The sequence below is a fragment of the Acidovorax soli genome, assembly GCF_900107605.1.
In the GTDB taxonomy this organism is placed as follows: domain Bacteria; phylum Pseudomonadota; class Gammaproteobacteria; order Burkholderiales; family Burkholderiaceae_C; genus Acidovorax; species Acidovorax soli.
This window is the reverse complement of the sequence record NZ_FNQJ01000004.1, coordinates 19,152-35,438: the sequence shown is the minus strand read 5'-3', so window position 1 is coordinate 35,438 and position 16,287 is coordinate 19,152. Positions and strand designations below refer to the sequence as shown.

Below are 16,287 nucleotides of genomic sequence, written 5' to 3'. Positions count from 1 at the left end.
TCCACAGAAATTGGCCCTGACCCGGTTTTATCCCCGTGCGCAAGACAGCGGCAGCAGGGCGCGGTCCACAGGGTTTGGCGCGGCGCAAGTGGCTGTCAGGCCAAGGCAAAAGTCACTTGTCCACAGAAAATGCCGCCCTCTACTACTACCACTATGTATTTATAGAAGTCTTTTATTGATAACAACAGAGCAACGCCGCGCCGTTTTCTGCGCGCCTGAACCAGGGCAGACAATGGCTCCACGGGAAAAACAGGCAAAAAAAACCGCAGACCAGGCTGCGGTGAGTTCGCTCAATCGGGAAAATGGTCGGCTGCAGGGGGCAACAGGGCCCAGGAAGGCCCCCAGAAGGTCCGTGGGCGAACAGGTAGCCCTTGGGGATGGCTCACTCCCCAAAGGCCAGCAGATCGCGTTGCCCGGGCGATCCAAGGCCCTCGGCGATCACGTCCGCCCCCAGTCTGCGCGACAGGGCAATGATGGTGTCCACAATGGCGGCATCGTTGGGGCCGGCGAGCAGGTCGTGCACAAAGCTCTGGTCAATCTGGGATTGACTTTGCGGGTGCGGCATGCCCCAAGGGTATTTGCAACTAAATGTTGGCTCTACGCCGCGGGGCTGTTTTCCGGCGCCCCGCCCGGGCACCGGCTATGCGGCGTTTTTCTGGCGCCGTGCCCGCACCGCGGCGGCCAGGCCTTCGAGCACCGGCACGGTCTGCGCCAGGCTGATGCAGGCGTCGGTCACCGAAACCCCATGCTGCAGCGGCTGGCCGGGCACGATGTCCTGGCGGCCCTCTTGCAGGTGGCTTTCGATCATCAGGCCCGTGATGCGTGCATCGCCGGCGGCGATCTGCTGGGCCACCTCGGCGGCCACGGTGATCTGGCGCTGGTGCTGCTTGCTGCTGTTGGCGTGGCTCACGTCGATCATCACCTGCTCGCGCAGGCCCGCCGCCTTGAGCAGGGCGCAGGCGGCGTCCACATCGGCCTTTTGATAGTTGGGCTGCTTGCCGCCGCGCAGGATGACGTGGCAGTCGTGGTTGCCGCGCGTTTCAAAAATGGCGGCCTGGCCCATCTTGGTCATGCCCATGAAGGCGTGCGGCGCCTGCGCGGCCTGGATGGCATCGCTGGCCACCTTCACGCCTCCGTCGGTGCCGTTCTTGAAGCCCACGGGGCACGACAGGCCGCTGGCCAGCTGCCGGTGGCTCTGGCTCTCGGTGGTGCGCGCGCCAATCGCGCCCCAGCTCACCAGGTCGCTGATGAACTGCGGGCTGAGCAGATCCAAAAATTCGGTGCCCACCGGCAGACCCACGGCCAGCACATCCAGCAGCAGCTGGCGCGCCAGCTCCAGCCCTTCGTTGATGGCAAAGCTGCCATCGAGGTGCGGGTCGTTGATGTAGCCTTTCCAGCCCACGGTGGTGCGCGGTTTTTCAAAATAGACGCGCATCACCACGATCAGGTCGTTGCCAAGGGCATCGGCCTGGGCCTTGAGCGCGTGCGCGTATTCCATGGCCTGGCCATGGTCATGGATGGAGCAGGGCCCCACCACCACGACCAGCCGGTCGTCCTGCCCCTGCAGCACGCGCGAGATGGCGGCGCGGCTGCTTTCCACCAGGGATTGCGCGGCATCGGGCGTGGGCAGCCATTCCTGCAGCAGGGCCGGCGTGATGAGCGGGCGCACGGCCTTGATGCGCAGATCGTCGATGCGCGTGGTGTCGTGGGTTGAGGGCAAGAACGTGTCGGGGTATGCGTGGTGGGTCATAGCCTGCGATTGTCGCGCGGCAGAAGCCCGCGAATCAGGCCGGTGCCGCGCGGTGCAGCAATGCCAGAAACTGCTCGGCCGGCCTGCTCAACGGCCGGTCGTTGCGCACCAGGCTGCCATAGGCATCGAGGGTGCGGTGCAGTCGATACGGCAGCACGCGTAGCAGGCCGTGTGCCGCGTTCAGGCGTGCCACGGTCTCGGGGATCACGGCGACCAGTGTGGAGCGCCGGATCAGGTTGATGGTGGTGAGGATGGAGCCGGTCTCGACCAGCCCGCGCGGCAGCGGCCGCTGGTGGTCGCGGAATTCCTGCTCGATCAATTCGCGCATGGGGCTGCCAGGCGGCTGCAGCACCCAGGCGTAATCTTGTAGCGCCGCGAATGTGACCTGGCGCTTGCGTGTCAGCGGGTGCTCGTTTCCCACCACGACGGACAGCCCTTCGTCGTCGATCGGGCGAAAGTCGTAGCCGCCGTCAAGCTGGCCAGCCTGGCGTCCGACCACGACCTCCAGCACGCCCTCGCGCAACTGCTCCAGCAGCAGGTCGCTGGTGTCCACTGCCACCTCGATCGCGAGCAGCGGAAACTGCGTCTTGAGTTCCAGCAGCGCCTCGGTCAGGCGACCGGGTGATGCGGCCATGATGCTGCCGACCGCCAGGCGCCCGGCGCTGCCCAGCCGCAGTTCGCCGAGTTCGCGGTTCAACGCTTCCATGCTGCCGCGGATGTTGCGAAAGTAATCCGTCACGCGTTCGCCTGCGGCGTTGAGTTGCAGGCCGCGGCCCACTCGCTCGAACAGCGGCAGGCCCAGCGCGTCTTCCAGCTCGTGCAGCATCTTGGTGGCTGCCGGTTGTGTCAGGCCGAGCTGCGCTGCCGCGCCGCGCAGCGTGCGTTGTGCGTCGATGGCGAGGATCAGCGCAATCTGCCGCATGCGCAGCCGGTTGAGCAGCTGCGGTGTGCTTTCCTGCCGGTCGATGGAGCCCATGAATGATTACTTTAGGTTATTGATAGATCAAGAATTTTCAGTTTACGGCAATCAATAGCCTGCCTACGATGGGTACCTGCATTTGACGATATCCACAGGAGACAAGCATGCAAAGACGAAAAATGGCCGCTGCGGTGGCGCTGGTGGCACTGCTGCCATGGAGCGCCATGGCGCAAAACGGCAACGGGGCCGACTGGCCGGCCAAGCCGGTGCGCCTTCTGGTGGGTTCCGCTCCCGGTGGCGGCACGGATGCCATGGCGCGTGCCGTGGCCGACCGCCTGGCGCCGCTGCTCAAGCAGCCCGTGGTGGTGGAAAACCGCCCCGGTGTTTCCAATACGCTGGCGGCCGACGTCACCGCCAAGTCCACCGATGGGCACACCATGGTCATGGGCGTGGTCACGGCCCATGCCATTGCGCCACACCTGCTCAAGCTGAACTACGACAACAACAAGGATCTGGTGCCCGTGGCCTTCGTGGGCTCCGTGCCCAACGTGCTGGTGGTGGGCAATGGCTTGCCCGTGCAATCGGTCAAGGAACTGGTGGCCCTGGCGAAGAAGGAGCCAGGCAGGATCAACTACTCCAGCAGCGGTACGGGAAGCACCCAGCACATCGCCGCCGAAATGTTCAAGGACGCGGCTGGTATCGACATCACGCATGTGCCCTACAAGGGCAGTTCGGCTGCGCTGGTCGATCTGGTGGGGGGGCAGGTGCAGATGAGCTTTGACACCATGCCATCGGTCATTGGGCAGATCAAGAACGGCAAGCTGCGCGCCTTGGCCGTCACCACACCACAGCGCAATGCGCAGCTGCCGGGCGTTCCCACCATGGCAGAGGCCGGCCTGTCTGGCGTGCAGGCGAGCGCCTGGTATGGCGTCTACATGCCATCCGCAACATCCAAGGCGGTGCAGCAGCGCGTACATGACGAGGTCAACAAGGTACTGGCCATGCCCGAGACACGGACGCGTCTGGAGGCCGTGGGCGCCGAGCTCGCACCCATGGCGCAGGCCGATTTCATCAGCTTCCACAACGCTGAGTACAAGCGCTTCGGCGACATCATCCGTAAGAACAACATCAAGATCGACTGAGATTCATGCCCGCGTCCACCCTTCCCGTCGTCGCCCTGACCCTGGGCGACCCTTCCGGCATCGGCGCCGAACTCATCGCGCGCCTGCTGGCCAAGCCAGAGGCCGCCCAGCAGGCCAATCTGGTGCTCATCGGCGATCCCTGGCTGTGGGAACAAGGCCAGCGCATCGCCGGCGTGCAGGTAGCGACCACCACGCTTGCCAACCTGGCTGCGGCACGGGCTCGTGCCGACTCGCAGCTGCCTGCCTTTGTGGCGGTCGACACCCTTGCCTCCTCCGATGTGGTGTGGGGCCAGGTTGGCGTGGCGGGCGGCCGCTCGGTGCTGCAGATACTCAACCAGTGCATGGATGCCGCCCTGGCTGGCGATATCGACGCGATCTGCTTTGCGCCCCTGAACAAGCAGGCCATGAAGATGGGTGGCCTGCGCCACGAGGACGAACTGCACCATTTTGCCGAATACCTGGGCGTGACCGGCTACTTCTGCGAGTTCAACACGCTGGGCAATCTGTGGACCTCGCGCATCTCGTCGCATGTGCCGCTCAGGGATGTGGCCAGCTACCTGAGCCAGGAGCGCATCGCGCAGGCGGCCGAGCTGATTTACAACGCCCTGCGCGCCAGTGGCATGGCAGCGCCGAAGGTGGCGATCGCCGGGTTCAACCCGCACAACGGCGACGGTGGCACCTGCGGGCGCGAGGAGATTGACACCATCGGCCCCGCCGTGGCCGCCCTGCAGGCGCGCGACTGGCCCAGTGAGGCACCGTTTCACGGCCCCTTCCCGGCCGACACCATATTCTTGAAAGCTCAGGCCGGCGAGTACCAGGCCATCGTGACCATGTACCACGACCAAGGCCAGATCGCCATCAAGCTGCTGGGCTTCTCGCGTGGCGTCACCGTGCAGGGCGGTCTGCCGATTCCCATCACAACGCCCGCCCACGGCACGGCCTACGACATCGCAGGGCATGGCAAGGCGAACGTCGAGGCCACCTGGCAGGCTTTTCTGATTGCCTGCCGCATGGGTGCAGCCCACCACGGTGTGACCCCCGGACCCGCTGCGACTGCCGCCTGACGCCCGGGTGGCCCTGGCCGCCTTTTCTTTCTTTTTTAATCACCGAGGTCTGTATGAAGATCAAGTCCGTCCGCGCCCGCGTCTACGAATGGAAGGGCAAGACCGTTCCGCCGCAAGGCAATTTCTGCTCCAACGCCATGGACCTGGTCTATTCCAAGACCGAGTCCATGAGCACCTTCCGCTTCCACTCCTGGACGGTGGTGGAGATCGAGACCGACGACGGCATCGTCGGCCTGGGCAACGTGGCCCTGGCGCCGCGCATCGCCAAGGCCATCATCGACGAGTACCTCGCGCCCCTGGTCGTGGGCCAGGACCCGTGGGACTACGAGTACCTGTGGCAGCGCATGTACCGCGCCACCCACGCCTGGGGCCGCAAGGGCGTGACCATGGCCGCCATCTCGGCGGTGGACCTGGCCATCTGGGACATCCTGGGCAAGAGCGTGAACAAGCCGGTGTTCAAGCTCCTGGGCGGGCGCACCAAGGAGAAGATCCCCTGCTACTACAGCAAGCTCTACCGCACCGACCTCAAGGCCATGCAGGAGGAAGCGCAGAAGTTCAAGGACCAGGGCTTCAAGGCTTTCAAAATGCGCTTTGGCTACGGCCCGGCCCACCTGCAGGTGGGCGTGAAGGAAAACCTCAAGTCCGTCGAGGCCGTCCGCGAAGTGATTGGCTACGACAATGACCTGATGCTCGAGTGCTACATGGGCTGGAACCTGGAGTACGCCAAGCGCATGCTGCCCAAGCTGGAAAAATTCGAACCGCGCTGGCTGGAGGAACCGGTGATCGCCGACGACATCGACGGCTATGCCGAGCTGAACCGGCTCACCAGCATCCCGATCTCGGGTGGCGAGCACGAATTCAGTCTCTATGGCTTCAAGCAGCTGCTCGACAAGAAGGCCGTGAGCGTGGTGCAGTACGACACCAACCGCGTGGGTGGCATTACGGCCGCGCACAAGATCAACGCACTGTGCGAGGCCCACTCGGTGCCCGTGATTCCCCATGCCGGCCAGATGCACAACTACCACCTGACCATGAGCACGCTGGCCTCGCCCATGGCCGAGTACTTCCCGATCTTCGACGTGGAAGTCGGCAACGAACTGTTCTGGTACATCTTCGACGGCGAACCGATCGCCGACAACGGCTTTCTGCAGCTCGACGACCACAAGCCCGGCCTGGGCCTGACGCTCAAGGCCGAGTACCTCGACCAGTTCAACATCATTGAGTGAGGACTGCCATGCCCGGACTCTCCAATCCGCGCTACCGCGGCATCTTCCCGGTCGTGCCCACCACCTTCCACGAAGACGGCACGCTGGACCTGGCCAGCCAGAAGCGCTGCCTCGACTTCATGATCGACTCGGGCGTCGATGGCCTGTGCATCCTCGCCAACTTCTCCGAGCAGTTCCTCGTCTCCGACGAGGAACGCGAGATCCTCACGCGCACCTGCCTGGAGCATGTGGCGGGCCGCGTGCCGGTGATCGTGACCACCACGCATACCGCTACTCGCGTCTGCGCCGAGCGCAGCCGCCGCGCGCAGGACATGGGCGCGGCCATGGTCATGGTCATGCCGCCTTACCACGGCGCGACCTTCCGTTTTGGCGAGGCGCAGGTCCAAGCCTTCTATCAGGGCGTTTCCGATGCCATCACCATCCCCATCATGGTTCAGGACGCGCCGGCCGCAGGGACGCCGTTGTCTCCGGCCTTCCTGGCCCGCATGGCCCAGGAGATCGAGCAGGTCAGCTATTTCAAGATGGAAACTGCAGGTGCCGCGAACAAGCTGCGCGAGCTGATCGCGCTGGGCGGCGAGGCTATCGAAGGCCCCTGGGACGGCGAGGAAGCCATCACCCTGCTGGCCGACCTGGACGCCGGCGCCACCGGTGCCATGACCGGCGGCGGCTTTGCCGATGGCATCCGCCCCATCATCGAGGCGCACCGCAAGGGCGACAAGGACAAGGCCTTTGTCGAGTACCAGCGCTGGCTGCCGCTGATCAACCACGAGAACCGCCAGGCCGGCTTCCTGGCCGCCAAGGCGCTGATGCAGGAAGGCGGCGTGATTGCCTGCGAAGCGCCGCGGGCCCCCTGGCCGCCGCTGCACCTCGAGGTGCGCTGCCAGCTGATCGATATTGCCCGCCGCCTGGACCCGCTGGTGCTGCGCTGGGCGCGCTGAAAGAATGAACATGCCCACCTATGACAACCTGATTGGCGGCCAATGGGTCACTGGCACATGCACTACCTCCAACATCAACCCCAGCGACCTGTCCGATGTGATGGGCGAGTACGCACAGGGTGACGCCAGCGATGTGAACGCCGCCGTTGCCGCCGCTGTGGCGGCGTTTCCGGCCTGGAGCACCTCGGGCATCCAGGCACGACACGACGCGCTGGACAAGATCGCCAACGAGATCCTGGCACGCAAGGAAGAACTCGGTGACCTGCTGGCCCGCGAGGAAGGCAAGACCCGTCCCGAAGGCATTGGCGAGGTGGCGCGTGCCGGCCAGATCTTCAAGTTCTTTGCCGGCGAATGCCTGCGCCTGGCCGGCGAGACCCTGCCCTCTGTGCGCCCCGGCATTGGTGTGGAGATCACGCGCGAACCCATCGGGGTGGTCGGCCTGATCACGCCGTGGAATTTCCCCATCGCGATTCCGGCCTGGAAGATCGCCCCGGCCCTGGCCTTCGGCAACTGCGTGGTCCTGAAGCCCGCCGACCTGGTGCCTGGCAGCGCCTGGGCACTGGCCGAGATCATCCATCGCAGCGGCATTCCAGCAGGTGTGTTCAACCTGGTCATGGGGCGCGGCAGCGTCATTGGCAGCGCCCTGGTGCAGAACGCCGATGTGGCGGCCATCAGCTTCACCGGCTCGGTGGGCGTGGGCCGTGGCATTGCCGAGGCCTGCGTGAAGTCCGGCAAGAAGGTGCAGCTGGAGATGGGCGGCAAAAACCCGCAGGTGGTGCTGGACGATGCCGATTTGCAGCAGGCGGTGGAGCTGTCCGTGCAAAGCTGCTTTTATTCGACCGGTCAACGCTGCACGGCATCGAGCCGATTGATCGTGACCGACAGGATCTACCCGGCCTTCATAGCCGCCCTGCAGGAGCGCATGGCCCGCATCAAGGTGGGCGATGCGCGCGCCACCGGCACCGACATGGGCCCGGTGGTCAGCCAGGCGCAGCTGGAGCAGGACCTTTCATATGTGGAAATCGCCAGGCATGAAGGTGCCGTTGTGGCCGCCGGCGGCGACCGCGTGGCCTGCCACACGGACAGTGGCAAGGCGGGCTTCTTCATGGCCCCTACGCTGTTCGTGGACACGACCCCCGCCATGCGCATCAATCGCGAGGAAGTTTTCGGCCCCGTGGCCAGCGTGATCCGCGTGCGGGATTACGACGAAGCCTTGGCCGTGGCCAACGACACGCCGTTCGGCCTGTCGGCCGGCATTGCCACCACCAGCCTCAAGCACGCCACGCATTTCAAACGCCATGCACAGGCGGGCATGGTGATGGTCAATCTGCCCACGGCCGGCGTGGACTACCACGTGCCCTTTGGGGGCCGCAAGGGCAGCAGCTATGGCCCGCGCGAGCAGGGCCGCCATGCGCAGGAGTTCTATACCAGCGTGAAGACGGCGTACACCTTGGCCTGAGCGTAGGTGGCGCGGCTGTTGCAATCGGAGGCGGTTTTCAGGGTCTGCGAAATGCTGTTTTCTGGCGCGCCCAGTACCCCGAGCTGAACTGGTCCAGCCGCACCGTGCCGCCCGTGGATGGAGCGTGCACGAAACGCCCTTCTCCCACATAGATGCCGGCATGTGTGGGGGCAGGGCCTGCGCCAAACACCACCAGGTCGCCGCTGCGCAGATCGCCGTTGGCAATTGGCTGGCCCCAGCCATTGAGCTGCGCCACCGTGCGCGGCGGCGCGGTGCCCACGCGGTGGCGGTACACGTAGCCAATGAGACCGCTGCAGTCAAAACCTGCATCGGGCGTGTTGCCGCCATAGCGGTAGGGCGTGCCCACCAGGCCCAGCGCGTGGATGGCGATGTCGTGCGCCTGGTCATCCGACAGCTGCGACGCTGCGCTGCGCAGCAGTGCCGATGATGAAGACGACGGAGCCGTGCTGCAGCCGACCAGCAGCAGGGCACAGACCAGTGCCAGGCCCTGCAGGGCCTGCCGTCTGGTGTGGTTATGCATGGAAAAAATCGGCATAAAAAGGGCCTTGACCGCTGGACGGAAAAGCACTGGAGGCTATTGAACAAGTAGCATCTTATGGCTTCAACCGGGCGGGTGTGAAGCACAGGCCCACGCCCACCGCAATCAGGATCAGCACGATGGCTGCGATATTGCCGGGCATGGAAGAACTCCTCAGGGTGGGAGGTGGTGGTCCGCAGGCTGCTTACCGCCCCAGGGGCGAAACGCCGATCAGCAGTGCATGGGCCCAGAAAGCAAAACCCGCCCAGGCCACTGCACCCACCAGTAGCGTGGTGCCCGTGCCCGCAGCGGTGCCGGGGGCAACCACCGTGCCCTGCGCCCGGTCGCGCTGGCGCGCCGCGCGAAAGTCGAAAACCGCCCACAGCAAAAAGCTGCCAAACAGCAGCACGTCGGCCAGGTTGCCGTTGGACAGGAGATGCGCCAGCGCCCACACCTTCACGCCCAGCACCATGGGGTGGTGCAGCCGGGCCTTGAGGGCATTGCGCGGTACATAGGCGGCGGCCAGCAGGATGAAGGCGATGAGCGTGAGCAGCGATGCGGCGTGGCGCATGCCGACCGGCGGCACCCACAGCACCACGGGCTGCTGCCGCGCCAGGCCATAGCCCCAGACGATGAGCGCCAGGCCCAGGGCGGACACCAGCGAGTACAGACCTTTCCACGGCAGCTCGCCCATGCGCGCCAGCGTCTGCGTGCGCCAGCCATCGGCCACGATGCGCACCGAGTGCACGCACAGGAACAGCACCAATCCGAGAACCAGGTACGGCATATGCGGCCTTTCTGTGGAAGAAGTGGCGCGATTATGAACAAGCAGGGTGACGAAGCCTATTTTGAGATAAACAAGGCCCGTAGTGCCCGATGGATAAGCGCCAACAGCTATCGAAAACAGAGTAACCCTGCGATGCGGGTGTTCAGCCCCCGGCGCCGTGCTGCGCCAGCAGTTTGCCCACCGCGGGCCGGGCGCAGCGCTGCAGCGCCATCAGCAGCGCATGGCCGGGCTCTGGCACGCCCCAGCGCGTGCGCAGGTCGTGCTGCATGCGTGCCAGCAGCGCGGCGGCCATCTCGGCATCGGCCAGCGCCCGGTGCGCCTGGCCCGTGCGCGGCAGGCCGTGATAGTCCACCAGCGTGCCCAGCTTGTGGCTGGGCGCCTGCGGGTACAGGCGCCGCGACAGCAGCACCGTGCACGCAAACGGCTGCGGGGCGGGCAGCCCGGCCAGGGCCAGCTCGGCTTGCCAGAACTTGCTGTCGAACGCCGCGTTGTGCGCCACCATGGGCGCATCGCCCACAAAGCGGGCGGCGTCCTGCATCACCCCGGCTGCAGCGGGCGCAGCAGCCACCATGGCATTGGTGATGCCGGTCAGCTGGGTGATGAATGGCGGAATCCATGCGCCGGTTTTCATCAGGCTCTGGAACCGGTCCACCACCTGCCCGTTCTCCAGCAGCACGATGGCCACCTCGGTGGCGCGTGCGCCCTGGCCGGGCGAGATGCCGGTGGTTTCAAAGTCTATGACGGCGATGGGGGGCATGGAAGAACGGAGGATGTGCAAACAACGGGGCAGCGCAGGGGGCCGGAAGGATTGTGCCGCCGCGCGTGGCAAGGTGCTGCGGGCCCGGGCCTTCAGGGTTTGCGCTTGTTCCATATGACCAGGGCGATCCCGCCCAGGATGGCCACCGAGGCCAGCACGAGCCGCAGCGTTGCGGCTTCATCCAGCAGCAGCACGGCACCGAACGCCGCCAGCACGGGGACGCTCAGCTGCACCGTGGCGGCCTGGGTGGCGCGCAGCCCCGGAAGGGCCGTGTACCACAGCGCATAGCCCATGCCCGAGGCCAGCGCACCCGATGCGGCGGCATAGCCCAGGCCTGCGCTGCTCCAGGCGGCGTGCTCCCATGCCACGGCGCTCAAAAGCAGCGCCATGGGCGCCGCGCGCAAGAAGTTGCCTGCGGTGATCTCGATGGGGTTGCCCCCGCCCCGGCCGCGCAGCGAGTAGATGCCCCAGGCCGCCCCCGCCGCCAGCATCAGCGCGGCACCGGCCATCGGGGGCGCCGACATGCCAGGCATGAGCAGGCCCGCCAGGCCGCCGAAGGCCAGCCCCATGCCCCCTAGCTGCGCAGGTGCCAGGCGTTCGCCTTTCAGCCAGGCATGGCCGATCATCGTCGCCTGCACGGCGCCAAACAGCAGCAGCGCACCGGTGGCGGCCGGCAGGCTCAGGTAGGCATAGGAAAAACCTGCGGCATACACAAACAGCGCCACGGCAGAAAGCCAGTTGCCGGCCCGCCAGGCCTGCTTGCGGCGCAGCGCCACCAGCAGCCACAGCGCGACGGCCCCTGCGACCAGGCGGACCGTGGTGAAGGTGGCCGCGTCGATCGGCGTGTGTTGCAGCGCCGCGCGGCACAGCAAGGAGTTGCCCGCAAAGGCGAGCATGGCCAGCACGGTCAGGGCGGCGAGGCGCGTGGGGGACATGGTGTCTGTTCACCTGGGGTGAGCGCACGAAGACCCATCATCGCGCATGCCCCCCGTTCTGTCGATGCCGGCGCGCTGCGGTACCGGATGTATTCACGCCTGCTCATGCCTTCTTCAAGAACTCCGACTTCAGCAGCATGCTGCCCAGATCGGTCTTGCAGTCCACGTTGTGGCCGTCGGCGCCATCGACCAGGCGGATGCTCTTGATCTTGGTGCCTTTCTTGAGCGTGGACGACGAGCCCTTGACCTTGAGGTCTTTCACCAGGATCACGGCGTCGCCATCGGCCAGCGGGTTGCCATTCGCGTCGCGCACCACGCCGTCGCCCGCATCGGCGGCATCCGTGTCGGTGGTGTCTGCCACCTGGGGCCATTCAAACGCGCAGTCGGGGCACATGTAGTTGCTGCCGTCGGGGTAGGTGTTCTCCTGGCCACATTGGGGGCAGGCGGGCACGGTGTGGGGCATGGGGTTCTTTCTGGTTATTGTGGTGAAAAAGGCTGGCGACTTTACAGCGGCTACAGCGGTGCGCGTTGTTCTAGCGCAAACGGCGGCAAGCCCTTGAGCAGGCGCTGGCCGTAGCTGGTGCGCACCAGGCGCTTGTCGTAGCAATACACATGCGCCTGGTCGTCTTCGGTGCGGATGGCGCGGCCCACCCATTGCGCCAGGCGGATGGCGGTGGCGGGCACCACCAGCTCGCTGAAGGGGTCGCGGCCCACGGCGCGCAGCCACTCGGCGCGGGCCTCGCCCACGGGGTCGTCGGGCGGAGCAAAGGGCAGCTTGGTGATGAACACCGATTCGCACAGCCGCCCCGGCAAGTCCAGCCCCTCGCCAAACGACTGCATGCCGAAGATGACCGAGGGCTCGCCGTTTTCCACGCGCTCGCGGTGGCGCTTGAGCAGCTGTGTGCGCGGCAGCGCGTTCTGCACCAGCACCACGTTGCGCATGGCGGTCGGCAGCGCATCCACGGCCTGGCGCATTTGCTCGCGCGATGTGAACAGCACCAGCGCGCCGTATTCCACGCGGGCAATGTCATGCAGCAGCGCATCGACCATCTCGCCGGTGAACTGCGCGGCATTCTTGGGGTCGGCGCGCGTTTCGGCGGCAATCAGCGTGCCCTGCGCGGCGTAGTTGAAGGGGCTGGGCACTTCGAGCGTGGTGGCCGCCTCGTCGCCGTGCAGGCCCGCCTCGCGCAGGAAGAAATCGAAGTTGCCGCAGCTGGTGAGCGTGGCCGATGTCAGCACTGCACAGCGCACAGCGCTCCACAGGTGGTTGCGCAACGTGGTACCGGGCAGGATGGGGCTGGCATGCGCCTTGACCACGATGAAGTCGCCATCCACTTCCAGTGTGAACCATTTGGCGGCGGGCACGAAGCTGCGGTCGGCGCCCTCGGGCGCGTCCTGCAGCAGCAACTGGGCCGTGGCGTGCAGCTCTTCGAGGCGCGGGGCCAGCATGCCGATTTGCGCGTACAGCGTGGACAGGCGCCTGGCCTCGTCGGGCTTGTCGCGCATCTCGGCGCGCAGGGCCTTGCTGATGGCGCGCAGGGCTTCCAGAAAGCCATCGGCACTGGCGGCCAGCAGGCCCAGCGGGGCAATGAGCGGCTCGGGCAGCTCGCCGCGCGGCACGCGCACGCGGGCCGGGCCCCAGGTGTCCTTCTGGCTCTTGAGGTTGTCGCCATACACATCCATCACGATGCGCGCCAGGTCCTGCAGCGTCTGCCGCAGCTGGGCCGCGTGCTTGGGGATGTCGGCAATTTCCTCCACCTCCAGCAGTGCACCAATGCGCAGGCCCCGGCTCGATAGCCGCTCGATCCAGGTGATGCGCGACAGGTCCATGCTGCAGGCAAACTGGTCGAGCGCCGTGGCGGGCAGGTGGTGGGCTTCGTCCAGCACCAGGAGGCAGTTGTCCAGCTCGGGCAGCACGCGCGCGCCCAGCGACGACAGCAGCAAATCATGGTTGGCCACGATCACCTGCGCGCCCACCAGCTCCTTGCGCTTGTCGTAATAGGTGCACTGGCTGAAGGCCGGGCAGTGCTTGCCGGTGCACGATGCACCTTCGGCTGCCACGGGGCTCCACACCTCGGGCTCGGGCGGCGTGTCCAGGCTGTCGCGGTCGCCATCCCAGGCGCCCTTCGACAGCGTCTGCGCCATGGTCGAATAGAACTGGATGCGCGCCTCGGTCTCATGCCGGGGGCGCTTGGCGCGTGCGGCGGCTTCTTCTTCGGCAAAAAGGTCGTCGTCGGCCTCTTCCTCGGCCTCGCCGGTGCCCGCCAGGCGGTCGAGCTTGAGCTTGCACACGTACCGCCCGCGCCCCTTGGCCAGCGCAAACTTGAAGGGCTGGGGCATGCGCGCGGCCAGTGCGGGCAGGTCCTTGTTGACCAGCTGCTCCTGCAGCGCCACCGTGGCCGTAGAGATCAACACCCGTGTGCCGCGCGCGAGCGCCAGCGCAATCGCGGGCGCGCAATACGCCAGCGACTTGCCCACGCCCGTGCCCGCCTGGATCACGGCAATGGAGCGCGTGGGCGCGGCTTCGCCACTTTCTTCATCCACCTTGCCCAGCGTGGCGCCGCTGAAGGTGCGCGCCACCTGCTCGGCCATCAGCCGCTGGCCGGGGCGGCTGCGGAAACCTTCGGTGGCCTGCACCACCGCATCAAACGACTGCAGGGCCGCCTGGGCCCATTCTGTAGAAGACATAACCACCTGTGTGAGACCGGCAGTGTGGCATGGACATGGTGTCCAGGCCCTGCGCCGGGTATGCGCCCTGGCCTACATGGGCCTCAGCGCCGCCGCTCTAGCATGGGCGCTGCCTTGTTCATTCGCGGCGCACCTGCACACCGCATTTCGCGGACCGCGGGAGCGCCCATTATCCGCAGGAGGCCCCATGGCCCAGTCGCCCGCCACCGATACCGACCCGGACGTCACCCCGTCCGCCCCCGTGCCCGCGCGCACGCAGCGCCGCACCGACACCACCACGCACCCCGCGCCCCAGGCGCACAACAACGGTCCCGAAGACCTGGACGCCCCCGAAGGCCGCCTGCCCCACGAGCGGGACGAGGCCGCCGCCATGACCGGCGGCATTCCTTCGCCCCGGATGGAGCAGGGCTTCCAGGACCTGCAGCGCGGCCTGGAAGACACCGACCAGGGCCTGCGTGCCCACCGCGTGGGGCAGAAGCCGATCCGGTCGGATGCTACTAAATAAATAGCTGCTTTCGTACATCCAGAAAGCACATTCGGCTGATTCTGCATAAAACTACTCCGAATGCTGGCAGCAGCGGTGGCCGCGCCCGCGGCAGCCTTGCGTCCGGCCACGGCAGAGCGGCGGCCCTGCAGCGGTGCCCCCTACGCGAGCAACTCCACCCGCAGCCGCACGGCGGCACCGTGCACGCCCGCGGCACCGGCCACGCGGGCCAGGGCGCGGTCCACATCGGCTTCCAGCGCCACTTGCGTCAGCACGACCACATGCCGCTGGCCCGCCCGCAAGTCGCCAACGCCGCCGGGGCCCTCGTGGTGCTGCAGCAGCGTCTGCAGCGGCACCCCGCAATCGGCCAGCGCCTGCGTGACCTGGGCGCAGCCCTGCGCGGCATCGGCGACGGGCACGCGCAGGTAATACCGGGTGCGCGTGGCGGCCATGGGCAGCACGGCGGGCGCGGGTGCCGCCGCAATGGGTTGGGCGTGGACGCCATGCTGCGTGGGCGCGCCCCCGGCCAGCCGCGCCACGTCGACCAGGTCGGCAATCACGGCCGAAGCGGTTTGCTCCGACCCGGCACCGGCGCCGCAGTACAGCGTGGAGCCCGCCGCGTCACCCTGCACCATGACGGCGTTCATCGAGCCGTTCACCTGCGCCATCAGGTGCGTGGCGGGCAGCAGCGCCGGATGCACGCGCAGCTCCAGGCCCTGCGCCAGCGCATCGTCGCGGCGGCGCGCCACGCCCAGCAGCTTGATGCGATAGCCCAGGCGTTCGGCGCACACCATGTCGATGGCCTGCAACTGCGTGATGCCCTCCACATGCACCTTGTGCAACTGCAGTGGCACGCCATGCGCCAGCGCTGCCAGCAGCGTGAGCTTGTGCGCCGCGTCGATGCCTTCGATGTCGAAGGTGGGGTCGGCCTCGGCATAGCCCAGGGCCTGCGCTTGCGCTAGCGCCTCGGCAAAGCCCAGGCCTGCATCCGCCATGCGCGAGAGGATGAAATTGGTGGTGCCGTTGATGATGCCCGCCAGCCATTCGATGCGGTTGGCGGTGAGGCCCTCGCGCAGCGCCTTGATGATGGGGATGCTGCCGGCCACCGCTGCCTCGTAGGCGACCACCACGCCGTGCTGGCGGGCGGCCGCGAAGATCTCGGTGCCGTGCTCGGCCAGCAGCGCCTTGTTGGCGGTGACCACGTGCCTGCCGGCGCGAAGGGCCGCCAGCACCCAGTCGCGCGCGGGGCCGCTGCCGCCCGCCACCTCGACCACCACGTCCACGTCGGGGTGGGTGGCCACCAGCAACGGGTCGTTGGTCAGGGCGACGCCGGTGCCCACCACGTCCACGGCGCGGGCCAGGTTGCGGGCGCAGACCACCACCACCTCAATGCCGCGCCCTGCCCGGGCTGCAATCTCCGCCTGGTTGCGGGCCAGCACGCGGAAGGTGCCCGCCCCCACCGTGCCGATGCCGATCATGCCCACGCGCAGGGGGCGCGGGGCCGGGGTGGCGGGGCTGGACGAGGGCGCCAGGGACTGGGGATCGAGGTACATGGACTTCTCCGGACAATCAGACAAACAAAAAACCCAGCTGCCAGAGC

General features: G+C 66.8%; 16 protein-coding genes. 6 read left to right on the top strand and 10 right to left on the bottom strand.

Annotation, left to right across the window (positions count from 1 at the left end; translation table 11 throughout):
- Positions 1–382: 382 nt before the first annotated feature.
- From BLW02_RS04775 to BLW02_RS04765, 3 genes are all read right to left on the bottom strand, one after another.
- Positions 383–565 (bottom strand): EAL domain-containing protein, encoded by a 183-nt coding sequence (locus BLW02_RS04775; protein ID WP_092697254.1) that lies wholly within the window; start codon positions 563–565, stop codon positions 383–385.
- A gap of 75 nt (positions 566–640) precedes the next feature.
- Positions 641–1,750, bottom strand: a complete 1,110-nt coding sequence (locus BLW02_RS04770) for a 3-deoxy-7-phosphoheptulonate synthase (RefSeq protein WP_092697253.1) — start codon at positions 1,748–1,750, stop codon at positions 641–643.
- 34 nt (positions 1,751–1,784) lie between these two features.
- Positions 1,785–2,726, bottom strand: a complete 942-nt coding sequence (locus BLW02_RS04765) for a LysR family transcriptional regulator (RefSeq protein ID WP_092697252.1) — start codon at positions 2,724–2,726, stop codon at positions 1,785–1,787.
- 107 nt (positions 2,727–2,833) lie between these two features.
- Between BLW02_RS04765 and BLW02_RS04760 the strand changes: the two genes are divergently transcribed.
- Genes BLW02_RS04760 through BLW02_RS04740 form a run of 5 tightly spaced genes read left to right on the top strand, consistent with a single transcriptional unit; the run spans position 2,834 to position 8,498 of the window.
- On the top strand, positions 2,834–3,811 hold the full coding sequence (locus BLW02_RS04760; RefSeq protein WP_092697251.1) for a Bug family tripartite tricarboxylate transporter substrate binding protein: 978 nt from the start codon (positions 2,834–2,836) through the stop codon (positions 3,809–3,811).
- A 5-nt stretch (positions 3,812–3,816) separates the two neighbouring features.
- The gene (locus BLW02_RS04755; protein ID WP_092697250.1) at positions 3,817–4,875 is read left to right on the top strand and encodes a 4-hydroxythreonine-4-phosphate dehydrogenase PdxA; all 1,059 of its coding nucleotides are present in this window, start codon (positions 3,817–3,819) and stop codon (positions 4,873–4,875) included.
- Positions 4,876–4,928: 53 nt separating this feature from the next.
- Entirely contained in the window at positions 4,929–6,101 is a 1,173-nt protein-coding gene (locus tag BLW02_RS04750; protein WP_092697249.1) for an L-rhamnonate dehydratase, read from the top strand.
- An 8-nt stretch (positions 6,102–6,109) separates the two neighbouring features.
- Positions 6,110–7,039, top strand: coding sequence for a dihydrodipicolinate synthase family protein (locus BLW02_RS04745; protein ID WP_092697248.1), 930 nt, complete (start codon positions 6,110–6,112; stop codon positions 7,037–7,039).
- Between the two features lie 10 nt (positions 7,040–7,049).
- Positions 7,050–8,498 (top strand): aldehyde dehydrogenase family protein, encoded by a 1,449-nt coding sequence (locus BLW02_RS04740; RefSeq protein ID WP_092697397.1) that lies wholly within the window; start codon positions 7,050–7,052, stop codon positions 8,496–8,498.
- Between the two features lie 37 nt (positions 8,499–8,535).
- Here the strand turns inward: BLW02_RS04740 and BLW02_RS04735 are convergent, their stop codons facing one another.
- The 6 genes from BLW02_RS04735 to dinG form a co-directional block, all read right to left on the bottom strand.
- On the bottom strand, positions 8,536–9,039 hold the full coding sequence (locus tag BLW02_RS04735) for a C40 family peptidase (RefSeq protein ID WP_092697396.1): 504 nt from the start codon (positions 9,037–9,039) through the stop codon (positions 8,536–8,538).
- Between the two features lie 202 nt (positions 9,040–9,241).
- Positions 9,242–9,823, bottom strand: coding sequence for an NnrU family protein (locus BLW02_RS04730; RefSeq protein ID WP_092697247.1), 582 nt, complete (start codon positions 9,821–9,823; stop codon positions 9,242–9,244).
- Positions 9,824–9,965: 142 nt separating this feature from the next.
- On the bottom strand, positions 9,966–10,580 hold the full coding sequence (locus BLW02_RS04725) for a 3'-5' exonuclease (protein WP_092697246.1): 615 nt from the start codon (positions 10,578–10,580) through the stop codon (positions 9,966–9,968).
- A 92-nt stretch (positions 10,581–10,672) separates the two neighbouring features.
- The gene (locus BLW02_RS04720) at positions 10,673–11,515 is read right to left on the bottom strand and encodes a DMT family transporter (protein ID WP_092697245.1); all 843 of its coding nucleotides are present in this window, start codon (positions 11,513–11,515) and stop codon (positions 10,673–10,675) included.
- A gap of 103 nt (positions 11,516–11,618) precedes the next feature.
- Positions 11,619–11,978, bottom strand: a complete 360-nt coding sequence (locus BLW02_RS04715; RefSeq protein WP_092697244.1) for a zinc ribbon domain-containing protein YjdM — start codon at positions 11,976–11,978, stop codon at positions 11,619–11,621.
- Positions 11,979–12,028: 50 nt separating this feature from the next.
- Positions 12,029–14,203: an ATP-dependent DNA helicase DinG gene (gene dinG / locus BLW02_RS04710; RefSeq protein WP_092697243.1), complete on the bottom strand. Its 2,175-nt coding sequence runs from the start codon at positions 14,201–14,203 to the stop codon at positions 12,029–12,031.
- 187 nt (positions 14,204–14,390) lie between these two features.
- Here dinG and BLW02_RS04705 point away from each other — a divergent pair, with 187 nt between their 5' ends.
- The gene (locus BLW02_RS04705; RefSeq protein WP_092697242.1) at positions 14,391–14,708 is read left to right on the top strand and encodes a hypothetical protein; all 318 of its coding nucleotides are present in this window, start codon (positions 14,391–14,393) and stop codon (positions 14,706–14,708) included.
- A 140-nt stretch (positions 14,709–14,848) separates the two neighbouring features.
- Here the strand turns inward: BLW02_RS04705 and BLW02_RS04700 are convergent, their stop codons facing one another.
- A complete protein-coding gene (locus tag BLW02_RS04700; protein WP_092697241.1) occupies positions 14,849–16,240 on the bottom strand; it encodes a homoserine dehydrogenase in 1,392 nt (463 codons plus the stop codon).
- Positions 16,241–16,287: the final 47 nt, after the last annotated feature.